This is a genomic window from Halorubrum saccharovorum DSM 1137, from assembly GCF_000337915.1.
In the GTDB taxonomy this organism is placed as follows: Archaea; Halobacteriota; Halobacteria; order Halobacteriales; family Haloferacaceae; genus Halorubrum; species Halorubrum saccharovorum.
In genome coordinates this window covers 156,273-177,830 of record NZ_AOJE01000021.1, presented here as the reverse complement: position 1 = coordinate 177,830, position 21,558 = coordinate 156,273, and the positions used below count along the sequence as shown (strand labels likewise).

Here is a 21,558-nt window from a genome sequence, read left to right as displayed (position 1 = left end):
GAACAGGCCAGCGCCGACGCCTCCGGCGACACCGACGCCGGCGCCGAAGTAGACGAGGACATCGAAACTCTCGACGACGATGCTGACGACGACTCCGAGGACGAGGAAACCAGTACCGGCGACAACGAGACTGTTGAGAACGGGACCGTTGACGATGCGATCAGCAGTAACGAAACGAATGACTCCTGATCGTGCCCTTTCCAGAGAACGATTCGATCAGTACCTAACAAGCGTCTCGAACGGAGTGAGATAGAAATGACATCTGACAATCGCGACCACGACGTACCGGCTGACGACTATGGGGATCGGAATCCGAGGTTCCCGACTAACCGTCGTCAGTTCCTGCAGGCGACTGGTGCTGGCGCGGCTGCACTGAGCGGTCTGGCCGGCCTCACCAGTGCTCAGGAGGACAGTGGAAACGTCATCGAGCTAGAGGCAGTGACGATCGATACCAGCAGTGGCCGCGGTCGCTGGGAGTTCGCCTGGGAGGACGGCGAGGGCGGGGTCATGCGCGGACCGTCCGAGGAAGTTTGTAATATCGTTGGCGGCATGCACGTCTGGATGGGGGTTTCGCCGGACTCCATCGCCGACCTGACCAATCCGACTCTGGAGTTGACCGCGGGAGAGACCTACACGGTCGAGTGGACCAACACCGACGGCGAGGACCACAATTTCGTCATCGCCGACGCCGACGGAAACGAACTCGTCAGCTCCGAGACCGTCTCCGAAGAAGGAGCCACACAATCCGTCGAGTTCACTGCCACTGAGGAGATGGCAACCTACTACTCCGGGCCTCACTCCGAGTCCCAGAACGGCTCCATCGACGTCGGTAGCGGCATCGAACCCACGCCGACCGAGTACACCGTCCAGCAGACGGGTGGCGGCACGGCCGAGGAACCCGCCTTCACGCTGGAACCCGAAGGTGACGTGTTCGACGATGTCGACGGCGACAGCGACCCGAGCGGTCCGGACGACCTCTCGGCCGACGTCTACCTCGGCTACGATGCGGACGCGCTCTACCTCACCGTTGAGGTGACCGACGACACGCACACGGCGATCAGTGGCGTCGACATGTGGCAGGCAGACAGCATCCAGTGGGCCGTCGGTAGCGGCGACACGTACGGCCCAGAGTACGGTCTCAGCCGCGTCGACGGCAGCACGTCTGTCCACCGCTGGATCGACGGCAACGCCCAGTCTAGGACCGACGCCATCGACGCTACCACGTCGCGTTCCGGGTCTACGACGACCTACGACGCGGCGGTTCCCTGGGAGGCTCTGTTCGCCGAGAGCAAGGGACCAGGCGATTCGTTCCCGTTCAGCGTCCTCGTCAACGAGAGCGACGACGACGGTCGCGATGGCGTCCTCGAATGGGCGCTCCCGGCGATCAGCAGCGACAAGTCGGTGAGTTCGCTCGGGTCGCTGACGCTCGCCGAAGGCTCCGGTGGCGGCAACGAGTCGCCGACGGCGGAGTTCACGGCGTCGTCGACGTCCGTCGCACCGGGCGACGTGGTGACGCTCGACGCCTCGAACTCGTCCGACCCCGACGGGTCGATCGAGAGTTACGGGTGGACGTTCGGCGACGGTTCGTCGGCAACCGGACAGTCCGTGGATCACTCCTACGGCTCCGCCGGCCAGTACGACGTGACACTGACCGTCACCGACGACGGCGGATCCACCGCCACCGCTACGCAGACGATCACCGTAGACGCCAACGAGTCGCCGACGGCGGATTTCACGGCGTCGTCGACGTCCGTCGCACCGGGCGACGTGGTGACGCTCGACGCTTCGAACTCGTCCGACCCCGACGGGTCGATCGAGAGTTACGAGTGGACGTTCGGCGACGGTTCGTCGGCAACCGGACAGTCCGTGGATCACTCCTACGACTCCGCCGGCGAGTACGACGTGACACTAACCGTCACCGACGACGTCGGAGCCACCGCCACCGCCACGCAGACGATCACCGTGGAGGACGCGGGTCCGCCGACGTTCGAATTCCGCGGACAGATCGGCGGGTGGGTGGGTATCGCTCCGAGCTCGATCGAGGGAGACACCAACCCGACACTGACTCTCCAGGAGGGCGAGACGTACAAGATCGGCTGGACGGAAGGTGACGGGTTCGGCCACAACATCGCCATCCGCGACGGGGATGGCAACGTCGTCGGCGACCTCCAGACCCAGCGAACGAGCGACCCCGGCGACGGTCAGTGGCTGACGTTCACGGCCAGTAGTGAGATGGCAGAGTATGTCTGCGAACCTCACCAGGTCACTATGGCCGGCAATATCGAGGTGGTCTGACGGAAACGAGCTTCTTCCCCCCCCATCGCGCTGTCGTGGACACTCGCCGCTTTCTGCCGCAAGCTTCACACTGACATCGAATCGGGAGACACGTAGAGCCGAACGTCACAACGGTGACAGCAGATCTCCGTTACTGCGCACGGATCACGCCCGTCTCCCTCGTCGGGTACATCGTCTACGAGGTTTACGAAGACCAGAGAGTCCTTATCCTGGATACTCTCACAGCGCTCGAACCCCAACGGAGATAGCGACTCGTAGGGTATCTCGCTCCCCTCACCCACCACGCCGTCGTCGGCCTTCGCGGCCAACTCCTGAATGAAGCTGTCGACAACCTCCCGCTCGCCGTCACGATTGTGCTGGTCGTTGAAGAACTGCCGAACTATTTCCTGTCGGCGGTCCCACTCGAAAGTGGAGATCGAGTCCACTGTCCGTAACATCTCTTCGTGTGAGCAACTGAGCCTGTCGGCCAGTTCCGCTTTCGTCGCGTCCGGATACTCATCCTCCGTCCTTTTGGATCGGCCCGATTGACCAGTGACCCCTTGCCGGAACGATGGCCGAGACAGTCGAACAGGGGGTTGCTAGAGTCGTCATCGGCTGGCCACCCGAATTGCCGTCTAGCGGGCGACCGAACGGCGTCTGCAGTCGACCTGCTTCCGACTGCATAAAGTGTTAAATGCATTAATCCATATTGTCTGTACATCGATCACTACTGTGCAGTCTGTGATCGGCTACTGGTAGCCATCCGTGAGGTGACGGGGGCTACGCGACGCTAACCCACCGATACAGGAACACACATGCCACGAGATAATCCACGAACGGACGGAGTAGAGGGCACCACCGGAAGATCTCGATCGTCGCTCGTTCCCCGCCGGAGCCTGATACGAGCTCTGGGCGCGATTGGCTTGGGCGGTTACGCAGGGAACACCGTGTCGGGACAGTCGAACTCCGCACGCAGCGAGACCAGCGCAGTTCAGGCTGGGCAGGCCGCGGTTTCGTCACCCGGTCTTGAGAAGTGGGTCGACGAGGTTCCGCGCCCCGGCGTGATCGAGCCGACGGGGACGAAAGACGGCCAGCCCTACTACGAGGTCGACATACGGGAGGTCCAGCAAACCCTTCACCGGGACCTGCCCCCGACGACAGTCTGGGGATACGACGGCCAGTATCCCGGCCCCACCATCGAAGCACGGCGAGGGGAACCGGTTTACGTCCGGTGGAAGAACAAGTTGCCCGACGAGCATCTCCTCCCCGTGGACACGACCATCCACAGTGATATGGTTCCGTACGACTCGACCGGGACCAGGGTCGTCACGCACCTCCACGGTGGAAACGTCGAGCACACCAGCGACGGAAAGCCACTGGCGTGGTTCACGCGGGACTTCGAGGAGACGGGGCCGAAGTTCGAGAAGAAAGACTACTACTACGTCAACGATCAGCCGGCCGCGACGCTCTGGTACCACGACCACTCGCTCGGGATCACCCGACTGAACGTTTACGCTGGGCTCGCTGGCTTTTATTTGCTTAGGTCTGATCGGGAGGACGAACTCGGTCTCCCCGAGGGCGAGTACGAGATCCCGCTCGTCCTGCAGGACAGGACGTTCGAAGAGGACGGGAGCCTCTTCTATCCGACAGGGCCGACTGATGGTGGCGGTTCCGGCCCCGACCCGAGTATCGTGCCGCAGTTCTACGGCGACACGTCCGTCGTCAACGGAAAGGCGTGGCCGCGATTGACCGTCGAGCCTCGGTCGTATCGACTCCGGTTGCTCAATGGGTCGAACAGCCGCTTCTACAGCCTCAAGCTCGTCGAGTACGACGAAGCGACGGGGACAACGGGGGAAGACGGTCCAGCTCTCACCCTCGTCGGCAACGACGGGGGACTCCTCGCACAACCCCGACAGGTTGAGGACCGCCTGCAGCTTGGATCGAGCGCCCGTGCCGACGTCGTCGTCGACTTCGCCGACTATGCAGGCTCGACACTCCTCCTTCACAACGACGCGCCCGCGGAGTTCCGCGGATCGGTCGGAACCGACGACGGAGTCGAACCGCTCCCGGAGGTTCTACTCGTCGACGTCCAGAACACTTCTGGCGGGGACGACACGAGTCAGGTACCGAACTCACTCGGTCGCGTTCCCGACATCCCGGTCGAATCGGCGGACAGGAACCGTCACGTCACCCTGGCGACTCAGACAGACGAGAACGGGCGGCAGCTACACCTCCTCGGGACCGGGGAGGAGCCACTGGGCAATCGGCTCTACGACGCCGCAACCGAGACGCCGCGGAAAGGAACGACGGAGATCTGGAGCATCGTTAACCGCACTGCGATGTCTCATCCCGTCCATCTCCACCTCGTCCACTTCCAGGTGCTCGGTCACCAATCCTACGGCGACTTCGATCCCGAAGCGGACTCTATCGACCCGGAGACGCTCTCACCGCCGAAGCAGGGAGAACGGGGCTGGAACGACGTCGTCACCGTCGACCCCGGGCAGGTCACGCACATCATCGTCCACTTCGGGGAGTACGAGGGACTCTTCAACGACCAGACTGGCTGGTATATGTGGCACTGCCACATGCTCGAACACGAGGACCACGACATGATGCGCCCGCTCCGGGTGCTGCCGGATAAAGACGACGGTGAAGACGACGACGGAGACGATGGTGAGGACGACGAGAGGTGCACGTTCCCGACAGACGACGACAACCGCAGTGACGGCGGCCCGATCTTCGAGTAGCCGCCGTTTTGTGGCTCCGATTACCGCTCACAGAGCGATCGACGATTCGCGGCGTGACCGTGGCGAGCTGATCGCAGTCTCTGGACTCTCACGAACGGTGTGGGTCACGAGGAGACGGTCGAGCCCGTCAGAGTAGGGCGACCTATAGTAGCCGTTAGAACTTTCGGTCGCGTTAACTCAGAGGATGAGTCGGACGATTTCTGAGTGTCTATGACAGATTTCGACGCCTCAGCGAAGGTACCGCGTGGATCGACTTGTCGTTTGTGGAGCGTGATCGAACCACGCGCTGGGCAATTGAAGTAGGAAATTGCTTTCACTTGGCCAATATATCACTGCATAAGGTAAGTAAGAATATTGAATGGTTCGGGATCAGAGAAGTCACGTCGCGATCCATAACTGGGTCCATGAGGCCGATCTACAGCCGATCTCAACCGTCTCCGAGGATCAACTTGCGGTTGACGCAAAGATGATCCGCCTCCGTGATCAGAAGCTCTGGCTGTACGGCGCGGTTGATCCACAGACGAACGAGATCCTTCACGTGAGCCACTATCCGACCGCAAATAAACAGATGACGCGATGGTTTCTGACCGAGATACACCGGCGCTATCAGCTGAACGACGTGGTATTTCTCGTCGATGACGCAGACGATCTCGGATTAGTTCTCGCTGAAGACGGCCATCGATTTCAAGTCATTCAACCTGGAAATCGGAATGCAATCGAACGTATATTTTGAGAAATAGAACGACGAACATCTTCGATTTCGAATAGTTTCAGAAATGTCGCGCTAGAGACAGCTCAAAACTGGCTCGAAGCAGTCGTCGTCTACCACACTTCACGTCACACTTAACACGACCCTGTGTCTAAAATGGCAGCTTGTGAGCTATCAGCTGCCGAAATCAACGCTCTCTTCGAAGATCGCGCTGCCACTCGGATCGTGAATGATCCTGACTGTCTGCTCACCAGTGTAAGCGTCATCGGTGTAGTTCCCTATCTTCTGTTGCCCACTTTGCCAGTCTCCGTCCGGGAACGCCCCTTCGTATAGATCCCCGTCAATCGATAACGAGAGATCGCCGGCAGCGACCGTTTGACCGCCGGTTTTGACGAAAGTGATGTTTCCATTACTGCTATTCACTTCCTCAACCGTGAAGCTCGCTTGCGGTGCAGTTTCGCCTAGCTGATCGCCGAGTCCGAGAACGAACGTCCCGATAACGGCCGCCAGGATGACGGTGATCGCGACCATGAGGATGACGCCGATAACGGGACTCACTGCTCGGTCCTCTGCGTTGGATTGGTTGCTTGGTTTCATAGTTTGAACCCAGCGGCCACCGATGAACGTGATTTCGGGGCACTCAGTGCCGTAAGTGACCTCGGAGACAACCCCGATCCTGTTTCGGTCGGTTGCTGGTTGTCTGAAAAAAGGTCCCGCTCCCTTATGTAGTTACTGGCGCGAATATCAGTTGAGACAATCTGCCGGATAACGCCGGATCCGTCGACACGTGATCTGCGAGACGGATCTCCCAGCGCGATCTCTCTCCTTGACCTACAGCGATCGCACGTACCCGGACCGGTTGGAGAAGATAACTCCGGTTTGCTTGGGCTGCGGTAGCGGACAAAAGTCGGACAGCCGGCGGAGAGGAAAAAGAGCTACAGGATCAGCTGAAGTCGTACGTGTCTTGGAAGATCGCGCTGCCACTCGGATCGTGAATTATCCGAACTTCGGCCTCTCCGGCCGGAGCGATACTGGAGACGTTAACGCTCTTCTGTTCACCACTCTGCCACGGTCCAGAACCAAAGCCATCGGTCCCTCTCTCACCGTCAATCGAAATCGTGAGATCGGACGCTTCAATCGATTGCCCGCCGGTTTTGGTTATGTTGACGTGAGTCGAATTGTTTCCGTCAATCGTGAAGCTCGCCTGCGGCGCGGTATCGCCTAGCTGATCGCCGAGTCCGAGAACGAACGTCCCGATAACGGCCGCCAGGATGACGGTGATCGCGACCATGAGGATGACGCCGATGACGGGACTCACTGCCCGGTCCTCCGCGTTGGATTGGTTGCTTGGTTTCATAGTTTGAACCCAGCGGCCACCGATGAACGAGGGTTCGGGACACTCAGGCGCGGTTCTCGACGCCGGAGACAACCCCAAGCCCGTTCCGATCGGTTGCTGGTTGCTCGAAAGGAAGTCACACTTCCTTATGTAGTTACTGGCGCAAATATCAATAAAGACAATTTGACAGCTGACTTCAACTCCATCGGTGTGTGTCTCACGACCAATGAGCTCTCGGCGGGATCTCGTTCTCGGACCCACAGTCGTTTGCGCACGCCCCCGCCGTCGGGGGCACTGTCACTGCGAGCGACGTTCCCGCAGTGACGCCGGGCGGGCGGGTGAGTGCCGCGGGGATCCGCGACGCGTTCGAGCGCGTCGGCGCGGAGACCTGCACCCGCAACGCCGATACGTCCGGCCGCACGACCGATACGCGCCACCTGTGACGGGACGCTCCTGGGGTCGGTCCGGGGGCCGCTCGTGCGGATCTACGTCCGGCACCGCGAGTTGAACGACACCGGAACATCGACGACACCGGAACATCGACGACACCGGAACATCGACGACACCGGAACATCGACGACACCGGAACACCGACGACGCACCTTCTGGTCGACCGCTAATCTCGCCGGGCGACAGGTTCCCCGTCCCGATCGACTGACCGTGAACCCGCCGCGATCAGACCGGGAGCGACAGGCAGATATTCTCGACTTCGGGCGCGAGTGAGATGACCTGCGCCTTCCGCTGTAATTCCTCCCGTCGGTCCTCGATCCGCTGTTCGAGCTTGGTCAGCCGCTCCTGTTGGCCCCGAATGGCGATGTCCATATTCGACCCGGCCTCCGCCTTCCGCTCGTACTCCTCGATGAACTCCTCGATGCGCTGTCGTTCGGCTTCTGCGTACGCCTCTAGGTCATCGAGTTCTTGTTGGGTCTCCTCTCGGCGCCGTTCGTGTAGCTCCGCTCTCAGGGAGGCGACCCGCTGGCTGATGTAGCGATCAGCCGCTGTCCGCAGCCGATCCCGCTGTTGAATCAGTGCCCGAACACGGTCTGTGTCGGGCGATCCGCTGACGCTGTCCCCGTGGACAACGCGCCGGCCCAGTCGCTGTCGAGGGTCTCGGTGGCGGGAATCCACGTACACGGGGATCATCTCTTCGCGGATGACGTCGCCCGTTCCGTCCTCGAACGTCACGCGGTAATTGTACGCGATGCCCGGCTCGTCAACGAACGGGAGGAGCTTCAGTCCGGCACCGCCGTGCTCGCTGTCCAGGATTTGCTGCATGAGTCGCTGGACCAGCTCGTCGTCCGGCGACACGTAGTCGATGCCGTCGTGGTCCATCGCGAACTCTCGACTGAACGTGAACGGCCCGTACTCCTCGTCCGTTCCCTGCCGAAGCGAGCGGGGGAGCCGGGCCCTGTAGAGACTGCTCCCGGCTTTCTCGACGTCGCCACCGAGCGCCTCGACGCCGCGCTCCACGAACTCGTGGATGTCGGCCTCCGTCCCGTAGACGTCCTCGGACTCGTCCATGACCTCCCGGATCCTCTCTCGGCTCTTCTGGTCGAACGTGCTCGTGTCGATGAGGCTGCGTTCGTACCACTCCTGGAGCGTGCGTTGGCGCTCGTCGATGAGCGCCTCGAGTTCCTCGGTGGTCGCGCTCGCAGGTTCGTCGTCCCGGAGCGACTCCATGATGAGCGAGTCGACGTCGATGTCGTCGAGCATCCCCAGCACGTCGGCCGTGTTGCCGAGCTTGCCGCGGATGGCCTCGACCTTGGTCTGGAGCATGTCGAAGATCTCGCCCTCGCGCGTATCGTCGAACGTGAAGTTCCAGACGTTGACCTCCTTGTCCTGTCCGTAGCGGTGGAGGCGACCGATGCGCTGTTCGAGTCGGTTCGGGTTCCACGGCAGCTCGTAGTTCACCATGATGTGGCAGCTGTGCTGGAGGTCGATCCCCTCGCTCGCGGCGTCGGTCGCGAAGAGCAGCCGGGACTGGCCGTGGTTGAACTCGTCTTCGATGCGGGCGCGTTCCTCCTTGTCGACGTCGCCGTGGATGACGAGGATCTCGTCGGCCCACGGTTCGTCTTTCACCAACTCCAGGAGGTAATCGAGCGTGTCGCGGTACTCGGTGAACAGGAGCAGTTTCTCGTCGGGTTGCTCCTCTAAGAGCTGTTGGATGTAGCGACGCACCTTCTGGGCCTTCGAGTCGACGGAGATGCCCTCGGCCAGCGCGACCAGATCGCGAAGCGTCTCGATCTCCTCTTCGAGTTGCGCGTCGCTCTCGGTGACGGTCAGCGCCGAGAGTTCCTCCTCGGCTCGTTGTTTGTCCTCCTCGTCGAGGTCCTCGCCGTCGAGATACGCGGCGGCCTCCTCCGAGAGGCTCGTGGAGGTCGACTGCTCGTCGACGAGGTCGCCCAAGCGACGGCTCAGCGTCGCCCGAATGGCGCCGATACTGCTGACCAGCCGTTTCTGCATGAGCGCCATCGCGAACCCGACCGCGGGCTCGTTCAGCTTCTCGGAGCGGTTGTAGACGTTCTGGACGTAGTCGGTAACCGCCCGATAGAACTGCCGCTCGTCGTGGGTCATCTCCACGGGAACGGTGTTGACCTCACGGTCTGGGAAAATGCGTTCGCCGTCGTCGTCGTACAGCGTCTGCTTCCCGCGACGAATCATCACGCGATCGACGGCCTCCTTCGAGAGGTCTCGGTCCTCGGCGACGAGGAAGGGATCGATGTACTCGACGAGCGAGCGGAACGCCTCGCCCTTCCCGTCGTGTGGCGTCGCGCTGAGCAGCAGCAGGGAGTCGGAGTTGCCGGCGACCCGTTCGACCATCTTCGACGTCTTACTGGGGGACTCGCCCCGTTTGGCGGCCTTGTGCGCCTCGTCGACTATCGCCACGTCCCAGAACGCTTCCTCGAGGGCCGAGCGGAACTCGTCCTGTCGGAGGAAGGCCTGACTCGCGACCATCTGCTGGTGGTCTTGGTCCCAAATGTTGGCCGCCTCGCCGAGTCGCCGGCGCTCTCCCTCGACCCACTGCCTGTCGGCGGGCGTGAGGTCGATGTCGAAGAAGCGGTCCATGTCGCGGATCCACTTCTTCTGGAGGTGGGCGGGAACGACGAACAGGACGCGGTCGGCGCGATTCCGGGCGGTGAGTTCCTTGAGGATGAGCCCCGCTTCGATGGTCTTCCCGAGGCCGACGTCGTCGGCGATGAGGGCGCGCTGCCGGAGCTTCTGCATCACCCAGTTGACCGCGGCGAGCTGGTAGGGTTCGAGCCGGACCAGCGAGTTCGAGATGCTCAGCAGTTGGCCCTGCTCGTGGGCGATCTGCAGTCGAAGCGCCTGCGAGCGCAGGTCGAACCACTCGGCCGAGACCGCCTCGTGGTCCGGGTGCAGCTGATCGGCCGCCGCCGGCGAGAGGGCGGCGAGCCGGTCGCGCGTCGGCTCGACCTCGACGTCGTCGAGACAGACCGTCTTCACGCCGTCGCCCTCGACGTACGCTCGGAGGTAGTCGAGGTCGCCGACGGCGTCCGTCGTGATGACTTCCGCCGGGGTGCCGTTGAGCGTGATCGCGTCGCCGGGGGCGAGATCTGGTGTCGGTGACATGGGTGATCTGAGGTATCTGGGGTATCTGGGGTATCTGGGGTATCTGGGGTATCTGGGGTATCTGAGGTATCTGGGAGAGTGGAGGATCCGGTCGTTACAACACCTGGTCGTCGACGGTCTTCGGCACGATCTCGGCGTCGGCGAGCGGCGAGATGTTGATCTCGACGCCGTGTTTGCGGTTCGGTCGGTAGCCGGCGGTCGTGACCTCCGCGAGCGCGCGGTCGGCCCAGTCCGAGGGGACCCGCTCGTCCACGGCCTGGCAGCGGTCGTCGATCTCCTCGGCGAGCGCCTTGAACTCGGCCAGCGGCGGGAGGTCGGCGGCGCTCTCGACGCCCTCCGCGTCGGCCATCGCCTCCAGGTACTCCCGGTCGACGACGCTCGGGTCGTCGAGGCCGGTCGCGAGCGAGGCGAGCAGGCGCTCGTCCGCGGTCAGGTTGTCGTGCGGGTGCCCCTCGTCGTCGAGGAGGGCGGCGCCCTCGCGCTCGAAGTAGTAGGTCAGAAAGAGGATGCCCGTACTGGAGTAGTGGTCCGAGCCCTTGAGCCGCCAGGAGAAGTAGTCGAACAGGTCGGCGAGGTGCGCTTCGACCGGCTCGTCGCTGGGTCGGCCGTACGCCTCGCAGGCGCGTTCGAGGTCGGCGAGGGCGTCGAGCCACTCGTCGCGCCACTCGTCGACGGCGTTCCAGAAGTTGTTCGAGAACGTCTCTCGGAACCACTCGTCGCTCTTGCGCTCGCGCAGGTCAGCAAGCGTCTCGACGCGCTGGCGGGTCTCCTCGCGGAAGGCGGCGACCTTCGGGGCCAGGTCCGCGACGCGCTCGCGGTCCTCGTCGTCGAAGTCGCGCTCGTCGGTGCTGCCCAACTCCTGGAGCACGTCTTCGAAGACGGCGATCTGGTCGAGGCCGCTCGCGCAGCGCTCGTACCGCTCCGCGGCGTCGGCCTGCTCGCTCGCCGACAGCGAGTCGTCGCTCCGGCGGCGGTTGGCCGCCGACCGGCGCTCGCGCAGGTCGGCCTTCCGCGGTTCGAGGTAGCGGTTCGAGAGGCGGTCGAACAGCCCGGCGTCGATGCCGTGGTAGTCGACGAAGCAGGCGAAGCCCTCGCCGGTCGAGTCGGAGACGAGGCGCTCGGTGGTGAACCGCCAGACGATCGGCGTGTTCGCCATGCGATCGACGTGGTAGTCGAAGAGGTCCTCGGCGACGAACGCCCGGAGGTTGGGGTACGCCTCCTCGCTGGCGGACTCGGTCCCGAGGATCTCGTCGACCTCGATCAGCCGATCGGCGGCGTGCTCGCCGTAGGCGTCCTCGAAGCGCTCGACGATCCGATCGAGCATGTCGGGCTGGTCGTCGGTCTCATACACCGGAACGATCCCGTCGTCCTCCTCGCGGACGGCCTCCATCGCGAAGTGATGGACGAGGTCCTTGACCTGCTCGTCGATGTTGTCGGGAACTTCGGGGACCGATTCAGGATCGGGCACTTCGCGATCTTCGGGGGACTCTAACGTTCGCAGATAGACCTCTTCAAGTATCTCTTCCCTCGTGTCTTTGGAAATATCGACGGCATCGTACACGATTTTATTTATTTTTGCAAAAGATTCCAGTAGTTCCTTCCGCCGAGAGATATCTTTTTGTTTAGACTCTCTCGCAAGAGCGCTAATCGGCTGGCTCGGGTCAGTGACTCCGTACTCAGGAGACACTCCATCGACTATCACTGAAGTATGTGGATGAGAGTACGAAAATTCATCTGCCACATCCTGGGGGAGCATCTCTGGCCCGACGTAGTATGGACTGGCTGGATCAGAGTGATATCTCTCAATCATCGTTTTATACTGGTCTTTTGCCACCTCTTTGAGGCCAGAAGTATTCTCGAACTTCCTGAACCACGGCATTCTTCCAACGTCTCCGGAGTTCCAGTTTCTCTCTGTACTAAGAGACAAGAATAACGAGTGGTATAGCGTCGAGTTCACTACCGACATAATCTCCCACGGCGAATACTCTTCGTCGGGCACGAAGAGGTACCCCGTGTCACTGAACAGTCCACCAGGATAGTAACCAAATCTTCGCCCGGTTTTCTTCACTCTCGTCCACGTCAGACCCTCCTTCCCGTATAGCGATTCATTGGGAGTTCGGATCGTTTGACTGGAACGTTTTATTCGTTCGCCGTTGTCTCCCCATTCCACAGTTTCGGAGATCAATGGCGCAACCCAAGCATCCTTACCACCGCTTGCGATGGGCTCATAATCGCTAAGCCCCGACGATTCCCAGTGAAAACGGAGAAATCGATCGTTATCCGCGGTAGCCACTCCTTGACGAGCGACGCCGACAGATTCTCCTTCGATGTCGGCCTGCTCGGCGTCAAGCTTTAGCTCAGAGTCATGTAGCTCTCGAACCTCCGAAGGAGTCGAGTAGCATATTGTATGTCCGGGAATATCTGCGAATTCGCTAAGTGGAACCTCGAAGGTCCGCGTAACATCAGTTTCGGCACCAGTGATTAGATCGTTGAATACACTCTCCTTCTCGTGAGATGGAAGGTCATGCAGGCGTAGGAAGTACCCCGTCGGATCTGATTGCTCAACACCTGATCGAGTGACCGTTGCCGCGGTCCTGACTGTCGCGTTGTCCAGAATACCTAACCCAAACTCTGCCAAGAAGTCGAAGTTATTATTACCGTTTATGAAATCCTTCCTGAACTCTCGGAATTTGTTCTTTAGCATAAAGGATTGGGGCACTAGCATCCCGATACGGCCGCCAGAGGAAGTGATGTTCTCGCAAACTTCGAAGAAATTGACGTAGAACTCTGCGGGATAGTCGTAGTGTTCCCGGATGTACCCTTTCACGCTTTCCGGCATCCGATTCCGAGACCCATACGGCGGATTCATCAGCGCCACGTCGTAATCCTGCGCCAGAATGTCCAGCAGTCGCACGAAACTCCGGAGGTCCTGCGCGAGGAACGAGTCGGTTTCGCGGTGTTCCTCTACCGCCTCCCGCAGACTGTGGAGCACCTGCCCGAGGGTGTGGCTCTCGCGGGGGTCGTCGCCGAGCGTGAGTTGCGTGCCGCCGACCTCGGCGTCGTCCTCGAACAGGTCGCCGAGCGTCCCGCGCACGTCGAGCAGGCTCCCGAGCCCGTGAACCTCCTCGAAGGCGTCGAGGATGCGATCGAGCGCCTGCGCGACCTCGGGATCGTCGCCGGCGACCTCGTCGAACACCGCCTCGACGCCGTCGACCTCGGCGACACTCGCGTCGGCACACACGATCCCGACCTCGGGCATGTCGAAGCCGTCGGCGCCCTCGGCCTCCGCGCGAGTGCGACCCTTCAGGTAGAGGTTGAACGCCGAGAGCTGACACGCGCGCATGTCGAGGTCGACGCCGTAGAGGTTGTGTTCGAGGATCTTCCGGGGAATCTGCTCGTCGGGGAGGTCGGTCTCGGCGCGCCAGATGCGTTCGAGCACGTCGAAGGCGTAGAGGAGGAAGTGCCCGCTGCCGCAGGCCGGATCGATCACGCGAAGCTCCTCGGGGTGATCGAAGTCGGTCGGCTCGCCCTCCTCCTCGCTCGGCACGAGGTAGGTGCAGAAATCGGCGATATCGGGCGACTCGTCCGGTGACAGGGGGCGGTTCTTCCGCTCGTCCGGCGAGAACGCCTCCTGCGTGTCGACGACCTCCTGTAGCTCGCCCGTGTGTTCGAGGTAGAGCTTCCCGAGCGAGTTGTCGGTGAGCATGCGCACGACCCAGTGGGGCGTGTAGAACTGGTTCGCCGGCGGCACGTCCTCGGGTTCGAGCCCCTCGCGGTCGCCCTTGCGACGCAGGTCGTCGAGCAGGTCGACGTTGTAGTACTCGTACACCCAGCCGAGCACGTCGTCGGCGCGCCACACCGCGTCGGGGACCGAATCGAGCATCCCGCAGAGCGCCTCGAAGGTGTCGTCGTCGGGGTCGATCAGGCTGTACGCGGACGACCGGTCGAAGAGGATCTCGATCTCCTCGGCCAGGTCGTCGCAGGCGTCGTGATACGCTTCGAGGATGGCCTCCTCTTCCAAGAGGAACTCCTCGTGAACGAGCGTCTCGGCGGCGGGGGTCAGCCCGTTCTGCTTGAAGACGGTGACCTCCTCGTCGACGAAGCTCCGGACCTCCATACAGCGCAGCGCGGCGAGGCGGTTGACGATGGTGTAGCCGACCCCCGTGACGTACTGGTCGACCGCCTCGTCCCACGTCTCGCCGTCGACGGCTTCGAGCCGGATCGCCTCGACGAGCCGTTTGGTGTCCTCGTCGAGCGCGTCGACATCGTCGGGCTCGTCGTCGAGTCCGTTCCGGGTGAGCTGGAACGCGACGTTGTCCTCGACGCGCTCGCGCATCTCGGCGACCACGTCCTCGAGGTGTTCGCGCTCCGCCTTGTCCAACTGCGCCTGCCGCTGGGAGAGGGAATCGCCTGACATGAGGCTGAGAATTGTGTGTTAGGACCGCCCCCCGTCATATCAACCTTGCCGAAGCGGGCCCGGGAGAGGCGGAGTCACTCCTGCGTGATCGTGACGAAGTTCAGCACGAACTCCTGGGGGAGGACGCCGCCGTGGTAGAAGCGGGCGTCGGGGAGCCCCTGATTGCGGAAGCGCTGGATCGGGTCCGCGAGGGCGCTGATCCTCGTGTCGTCGTCGAGGTAGCCGAGGTGCGCGTTCTCGTCGAGGAGGACGCCCGGCGCGTCCGCGTCGAGGTCCTCGCCGGCGACCCACCGGCGGGTCACTTTCTCGGCCTCGTCCGGCGGGTGGATGTCGTCGATGTCGACGCTTTGCGGGAGGGAGACGAAACCGTGATCGGCGAGGATGTACGCCCGGTCCCACTCGCCCCGGTCGATCTTCTCGCAGATGATATCCGAGATCGTCTCGATCCGGTCGCTGAACACGGCCTCGAAGTCGGTCAGCTCCTCCTCGCCGGCCTTGTCGAGGTCGTTCCAGTAGTAGGCGACGCGGGTGCTGCTCCAGCCCGACGCGTCGTCCTCGCTCTGCATGATGTAGCTCCAGCCGTCCTCCCGCAACAGCTTCTCGCGCTGGCGGTTGTCGATCGCGCGGCCGTTGCGCTGGGGGACGAGCTCCCCGTCGTCGAGCTCGACGTTGAAACTGAACGTGCTGCCGGGCGTGAGCGCCGCCTTTCCGAACTCGGTGTCCGAGGGGAGCGTTCCGACCCAGGGTGTCTCGTCGACTTCGAGGCCCGGGAGTTCGCGGCGGACGGACTCGGCCAGCTCGTGTGCGAGGTCGAAGCGCAGCGCGTCGACGACGAACAGCGCCACGCTCTGTCCGCTCTGGAGGTGCTCTTGCTCCTGATCGAAGAACTGGTGGGCGTGGTTTTCGCCGGCGAACGGCGAGCCCCCCTCGATCTGGTCGGCGACGAGGTCGCCGAGGTCGCTGAGGTAGTCGAGATAGCGCGACTCGGTCAGCGACGCCCGCAGGTCGCCGAGCGTCGCCGTCGCGGGATGCTCTTCGGGAAGGGCGGCCTCGGGGTCGCCCGAGACGATGAGGTTGTAGACGGCGTTGTCGATCTGCCAGGTCCCGTCCTCGACGTCGCCGTAGAGGTCGACGACGTCGGTCGTGTCGCCGCGCTCTTCCCACGTTTCGAGCTCGTGCCCGAGGTTGGCGACCTCGACGGCCTGCTCCCAGACGCGCGTCCACGGGACGTCGCCGTAGACCGTCTCCAGCCGCCGGTGGCGCGTCGACGCCCGGGCCGCGCACGTCTCGTACGCGCCCTCGCGGAAGGAGCGCGTCCAGTCGTCCCACAGCTCGTGTTCGAGCGAGGCGTCGACCGGGCAGTCGGCGAGCTCCCACGGGTCGTCGTAGGTTCGCAACACGTCGTGCCAGAAGCGGGCGTCGGGGTCGAGGTAGACGCTCGCCAGCTCTCCGGCGCGCCCGGTGTCGACCTTGCTCAGCAGCGACTGGAGCTCGGGCCGGGAGATGCCCAGCCCCGACCCGGGATCGGGTCGGTAGTCGGCGTCGAGCAGCGACTCGTCGAGCCCCTCCTCGACGAGCCACTCGGCGACCGCCCAGCGGCGCGTCCGCGTCACGAGCTCGTCCTCGTCGGTGACGCCCGCGACGGCCGCGACGCCGTCGTCGACCAGCAGGTCGCGGATCTGCAGGAGGTCGTCGGGGTCGTCGGGGAGGTTCTCGGCGCCGTGTTCGAGGACGAACTGCACCGGGTCGTCGTGGCCGTCGAGGACGATCTTCGTCTGGAGCCCCCGAAGCGTCGGGAGACCGCCCTCGCCGTTGAGCGCTCGGAAGAGCGTCGTCGCGACCTGCTCGCGGTCGCCCTCGGCGGACTCCTCGTAGGCTGTGCGGATCGAGGCGGCCTGGAGGCGGTCGTTCTCGAAGCAGCGCGCCGCGAGCTTACCGATGTGCCCCTCGACGACGCCGCCGGTGTGTTCGACGTCTCTGAACCAGTCCACGTCGTCGCCGCGCGCCTGCGGGACGTACCAGACGGTGCGGTCGCGGGGCGCCTCGGCGCGGAGCTCCAGGGGGGTCCCCTCGGCCGCGCGGAACGCGCAGCCCAGCGAGCGGCTCGCGTTCTCGACGACCTCGCGGAGGTAGCCGCCGTCGTCCCACCAGAGCACGACCGGATCGTCGTCGGCCGCCTCGTCGATCGCGGTCTCGATGGCGTCCTCGGCGCACTGCGGGAGGGTCTTGGTCGCGGGCATGGTCACAGCACCCGTTCGTCGACGGTCTTCGGCACGATCTCGGCGTCGGCCAGCGGCGCGATGTTGATCTCGACGCCGTGTTTGCGGGTCGGCCGGTAGCCGGCGGTCGTGACCTCCGCGAGCGCGCGGTCGCCCCAGTCGGAGGATATCTCCGACGAGACCGCCGCGCAGTCGTCGGCGACGGACTCGCCGAGGTCGACGTACGCGTCCAGATCGCTCGCGAGCGACGAGATCAGCCGCCGTTTCCGCGAGACGCCGCCGCCGTCGAGGCGGGCCTGATCGGCCCGTTCGAGCTTGTCGAAGTAGTAGGTCACGTAGAGGATGCCGTTGCTCGCGAAGTGCGAACTCCCGAGGAGGTCCTCGGTGTAGTAGTCGAACAGGTCGTAGCGGTGCGCCGCCACCGGCCGATCCGCGTCCGCCGCGTAGGCGTCGAACGCGGCTTCGAGGTCGTCCAGCGCGTCGATCCACTCCTCGCGTCGCCCCTCGACCTTCTCGTAGAAGTTCTCGGTGAACAGCTCGCCGAGGTCGACGTCGTCCATCGCGGCGAGTTCGTCGACGGTTTCGAGGCGTTCCTCAGTTCGCTCGCGGAACTCGGCGACGCGCTCGGCGGCCGCCGCGGCGGTCTCTCGCGTCGCCGCCGACAGCGATCGGGGGTCGGACTGCGCCAGCGTCGCGAGTCGGTCCTCGAACACCGTTATCTGTTCGAGCCCGCTCTCGCACCGGGCGTACGCCTCGGCGGCGTCGGCCTGCTCGCTCGCCGACAGCGACTCGTCGCTCCGGCGGCGGTTCGCGGCCGATCGGCGCTCGCGCAGCAGGCCCTTCCGCGGTTCGAGGTAGCGGTTCCGCAGGCGGTCGAACAGCCCCGCGTCGATGCGGTGGTAGTCGACCAGACAGCCGAAGCCCTCGCCCTCGGGGTCCGAGACGAGGCGCTCGGTGGTGAACCGCCAGACGATCGGGGTTCGATCGAACGTCGAGACGTGGTAGTCGAAGAGGTCGTCTTCGAGCCAGGCTCGGAGGTTGGGGTACGCCTCCTCGGCGGCGCTTCGGCTGCCGAGCACCTCGTCGACTTCGGCGAGGCGGGCGGCGGCGTGGTCGCCCCAGACGCGCTCGAACTCGGCCTCGATGCGGGTGAGGAGGTCCTCTTCGCCGTCGATGTCGGTGATGGGGATGATGCCGTCGTCGGACTCGCTAACGATCTCCATCGTCAACTGGAGAATGAAGTCCTTGGCCAACTCCTCTGCCGAAATCGCTGAAGATTCGGAGGCGTCGATCTCTGCTCTATCACCAAGCGGATCGTCGATCGTTCGGAGACTCACCTCCTGTAACACGTCAGTTTGCTGTTCCTCGGTGAGGCCAACATAATCAAACAGCATTTCATCAGTCTGTCGCGAAACCTGTTCGAGATCGCTGTCAATCTCTTGGAGGTGTTTTTCTGCCAGATCGGCCATTTCCTCCAAGCTCACATCCGGATCCACCTGCGGCGGCTGAGTCCACGGAACATCGTCTAAGATCGTCCTGTGTGGATGATCGTAAGCTACCGTGGAACTATATCCAGCCATCTGAGCGACCATCGTTCCTGAAAAGTGTGGAGAAGTGAAATCGAGAGTTCGCTTGGATACGACGTTAGCGACCTGCTCTTTTGCCGCCTCTGCAAGCTCTTCTTCGTTTTCGAAGACGGCGTCGATCACTGGAAGGCGTGCGACAGTGCTCACCTCCCACTTGCGTTCGAACGTCTGTGCCAGTTTCAGGTAGGTCATCAGCCGACTGTTGAGATACGCAATTAGGGGCCACGCCGTCAGATCGTCGGGGAAAATAGCCGTCCCGACGTGGGAAAAGACTGATTGGGAATGCATATAGCCGAAGTTCCGCCCGCTCCGTTTTCGGCTGTTAAATGTCACGCCCTCACTGAAGTAGAATTGAGTGTTCTGGGGACGTGATCCACTGTACCGCTTCACCTCTTGGCCGTCGTTCTCCCAGAGAACGGTTCTGCTAATCCGCGGAAGCAACCACGCGTCGCTTCCTCCCTTCGAGATCGGCGGGAATTGTTCTGAGGCCTGCTCCGACTCCCAGAACTGTCGGAAGAAGCGGTCATCGTTCCCCGTCGCCAGACCCTGCTTGACAACTCCCACACTGTCCCTATCTGGCATCTCTGCGTTGTCTGCGTCCAGCAACGTTTCCGCTGTGTACAGCTCTCGGAGCTTCTTCGGAACCCAATACGACACCGATGCGCCGGGTATCAACGAAAACTCTGACGTGTCTCTGGTGAAGCGCCGCTGTACCTTACCGTCCATCGCGTTCTCGAAGGATGCGGAGAGGAACTTCCCCTCTTTCTCTCCTTTAGCGACATCGTGAAGACGGATGAACGTCCCCTCCTCGTTTCCGGCGGTTCCAACCCGGAGAACGGTTCCGACTGTTCCGACGGTCGCGTTGTCGAGGATGTCGTAGCCGAACTCCGCAAGGAAATCGAAATTCCGGTCTTCGCTGACGAAATCCGTCCGAAATTCCTCAAAGACTTTTCGGAACATGAAGGACCACGGAATCAACATCCCGATCCGGCCGTCTGACTTCGAGAGCCGTTCGCACGCCTCGAAGAAGTTGACGTAGTACTCCGGATAGTAATCGTACTGCTCAGTGACGTACTCCTGAACATCATCAGGCATTCGGCCTCTCATCCCGTACGGCGGATTCATCAGCGCCGTATCGTACTCCTGCGTCAGCACCACCAGCAGGTGGAGGAAACTCCGGAGGTTCTGCTCGCCGAACGAGTCGCCCGTTTGGTCGTCGACGGCTCGGCGAAGCGCCTTTAAAAAGGAGTTGAGCGACTGATGCGCTCCCTGGTTGTAGTCGCCGAGTTCGGTCTGCGTCTTGCCGGCGTCGAACGCCGCTTCGAGGGTCCCGCTCACGTCGAGCAGGCTCCCGAGCGCCTCGGTGTGCTGGAACGTCTCGATCACGTCGTCGATGGCCTCCCGCAGGTCCGTCCCCTCGCCCGTGATCGCGTCGAGCACGTCGGTCGCCTCCTCGACCTCGGCGACGCGGGCGTCCGCGCAGACGATCCCGACGTTGGGCATCTCGAAGTCGCCGCCCTCCGCCTCGGCCCGCGTGCGAGCCTTCAGGTAGAGGTTGAACGCCGAGAGCTGACAGGAGCGCAGATCGATGTCGACGCCGTGGAGGTTGTGTTCGAGGATTTTCGCGGGGATCTCCGCGCGGTCCAGATCGGTCTCGGCCCACCAGATGCGCTCCAGGATGTCGAACGCGTAGAGGAGGAAGTGCCCGCTGCCGCAGGCCGGATCGATGACGCGCAGGTCGCGCGGGTGGTCGAACTCGGGGGCGTCGCCGGGCTCCTCGTCCGGAATGAGGTAGGTGCAGAGCTCGGGGACGCCGGGGGCGTCCTCGGGCGTGACGAGGCGGTCCTTGCGCTCCTCGGGAGCGAGGGCGTCGGGCGCCGGGACGGCGTCCGCCCGGTCGGTCGCTTCGAGGTAGAGCTTCCCGAGCGAGTTGTCCGCGAGCATGCGCACGACCCAGTGGGGCGTGTAGAACTGGTTGGCGGGCCCCACGTCCGCCGGTTCGAGGGTGTTCTTCGCGTCGAGCGCCTCGACGACGGGACGGTTGTAGTACTCGTACACCCAGCCGAGCACGTCGTCGGCGCGCCACACCGCGTCGGGGACCGCATCGAGCATCTCGCAGAGTTCCGCGAAGGTGTCGTCGTCGGGGTCGATCAGGCTGTAGGCCGACGACCGGTCGAAGAGGATCTCGATCTCCTCGGCCAGGTCGTCGCAGGCGTTGTGGTAGGCCGCCAGAATCGCCTCCTCCTCCAAGAGGAACTCCTCGTGAACGAGCGTCTCGGCGGCGGGCGTCAGCCCGTTCTGCTTGAAGACGGTGACCTCCTCGTCGACGAACTCCCGGACTTCCATACAGCGCAGCGCGGCGAGGCGGTTGACGACGGTGTAGCCGACGCCGGTGACGTACTGGTCGACCGCCTCCGTCCAGTCCTCGCCGTCGACGGCTTCGAGCCGGATCGCCTCGACGAGTCGTTTGGTGTCCTCGTCGAGCGCGTCGCGGTCGTCGGGCTCGTCGTCGAGTCCGTTCCGGGTGAGCTGGAACGCGACGTTGTCTTCGACGCGCTCGCGCATCTCGGCGACCACGTCTTCGAGGTGCTCGCGCTCCGCCTTGTCCAGTTGGGCCGTCCGCTGAGAGAGAGAATCGCTTGCCATTGGGGAGGTACGTATGCTCCACTCGACTCTCAC

At 63.1% G+C, this 21,558-nt stretch carries 9 protein-coding genes and 2 pseudogenes; 4 read left to right on the top strand and 7 right to left on the bottom strand.

Going from position 1 to position 21,558, the window contains the following annotated elements; translation table 11 throughout:
* Positions 1–189, top strand: a pseudogene (locus tag C471_RS17370) (hypothetical protein); the annotation flags it as partial.
* A gap of 66 nt (positions 190–255) precedes the next feature.
* A complete protein-coding gene (locus C471_RS17365; RefSeq protein ID WP_160163129.1) occupies positions 256–2,295 on the top strand; it encodes a PKD domain-containing protein in 2,040 nt (679 codons plus the stop codon).
* 65 nt (positions 2,296–2,360) lie between these two features.
* On the opposite strand, the gene C471_RS07505 is transcribed toward C471_RS17365, so the two are convergent.
* Positions 2,361–2,720, bottom strand: coding sequence for a hypothetical protein (locus C471_RS07505; RefSeq protein ID WP_152421831.1), 360 nt, complete (start codon positions 2,718–2,720; stop codon positions 2,361–2,363).
* Positions 2,721–3,335: 615 nt separating this feature from the next.
* On the opposite strand from C471_RS07505, the gene C471_RS07500 reads away from it, so the two are divergent.
* Both C471_RS07500 and C471_RS18425 read left to right on the top strand, forming a co-directional pair.
* Complete coding sequence (locus tag C471_RS07500; protein ID WP_004047690.1) at positions 3,336–5,021, top strand: multicopper oxidase family protein; 1,686 nt, start codon at positions 3,336–3,338, stop codon at positions 5,019–5,021.
* Positions 5,022–5,221: 200 nt separating this feature from the next.
* Positions 5,222–5,868: pseudogene (locus C471_RS18425) on the top strand (IS6 family transposase).
* 36 nt (positions 5,869–5,904) lie between these two features.
* On the opposite strand, the gene C471_RS07490 reads toward C471_RS18425, so the two are convergent.
* The 6 genes from C471_RS07490 to pglX (C471_RS07465) all read right to left on the bottom strand — a co-directional run bounded on the left by C471_RS07490 (position 5,905) and on the right by pglX (C471_RS07465) (position 21,525).
* Positions 5,905–6,327, bottom strand: coding sequence for a type IV pilin (locus C471_RS07490; protein ID WP_049909079.1), 423 nt, complete (start codon positions 6,325–6,327; stop codon positions 5,905–5,907).
* Positions 6,328–6,673: 346 nt separating this feature from the next.
* Complete coding sequence (locus C471_RS07485) at positions 6,674–7,087, bottom strand: type IV pilin (RefSeq protein WP_049909077.1); 414 nt, start codon at positions 7,085–7,087, stop codon at positions 6,674–6,676.
* A 654-nt stretch (positions 7,088–7,741) separates the two neighbouring features.
* Complete coding sequence (locus tag C471_RS07480; protein WP_004047678.1) at positions 7,742–10,657, bottom strand: helicase-related protein; 2,916 nt, start codon at positions 10,655–10,657, stop codon at positions 7,742–7,744.
* 94 nt (positions 10,658–10,751) lie between these two features.
* Positions 10,752–15,074 carry a BREX-5 system adenine-specific DNA-methyltransferase PglX gene (gene pglX, locus C471_RS07475; RefSeq protein ID WP_049909076.1) on the bottom strand — a complete coding sequence of 1,441 codons (4,323 nt, stop codon included), beginning with the start codon at positions 15,072–15,074 and terminating at the stop codon, positions 10,752–10,754.
* 74 nt (positions 15,075–15,148) lie between these two features.
* Entirely contained in the window at positions 15,149–17,314 is a 2,166-nt protein-coding gene (gene pglZ / locus C471_RS07470) for a BREX-5 system phosphatase PglZ (protein ID WP_004047675.1), read from the bottom strand.
* Between the two features lie 2 nt (positions 17,315–17,316).
* The gene (gene pglX, locus C471_RS07465) at positions 17,317–21,525 is read right to left on the bottom strand and encodes a BREX-5 system adenine-specific DNA-methyltransferase PglX (RefSeq protein ID WP_004047674.1); all 4,209 of its coding nucleotides are present in this window, start codon (positions 21,523–21,525) and stop codon (positions 17,317–17,319) included.
* Between the last annotated feature and the right edge of the window lie 33 nt (positions 21,526–21,558).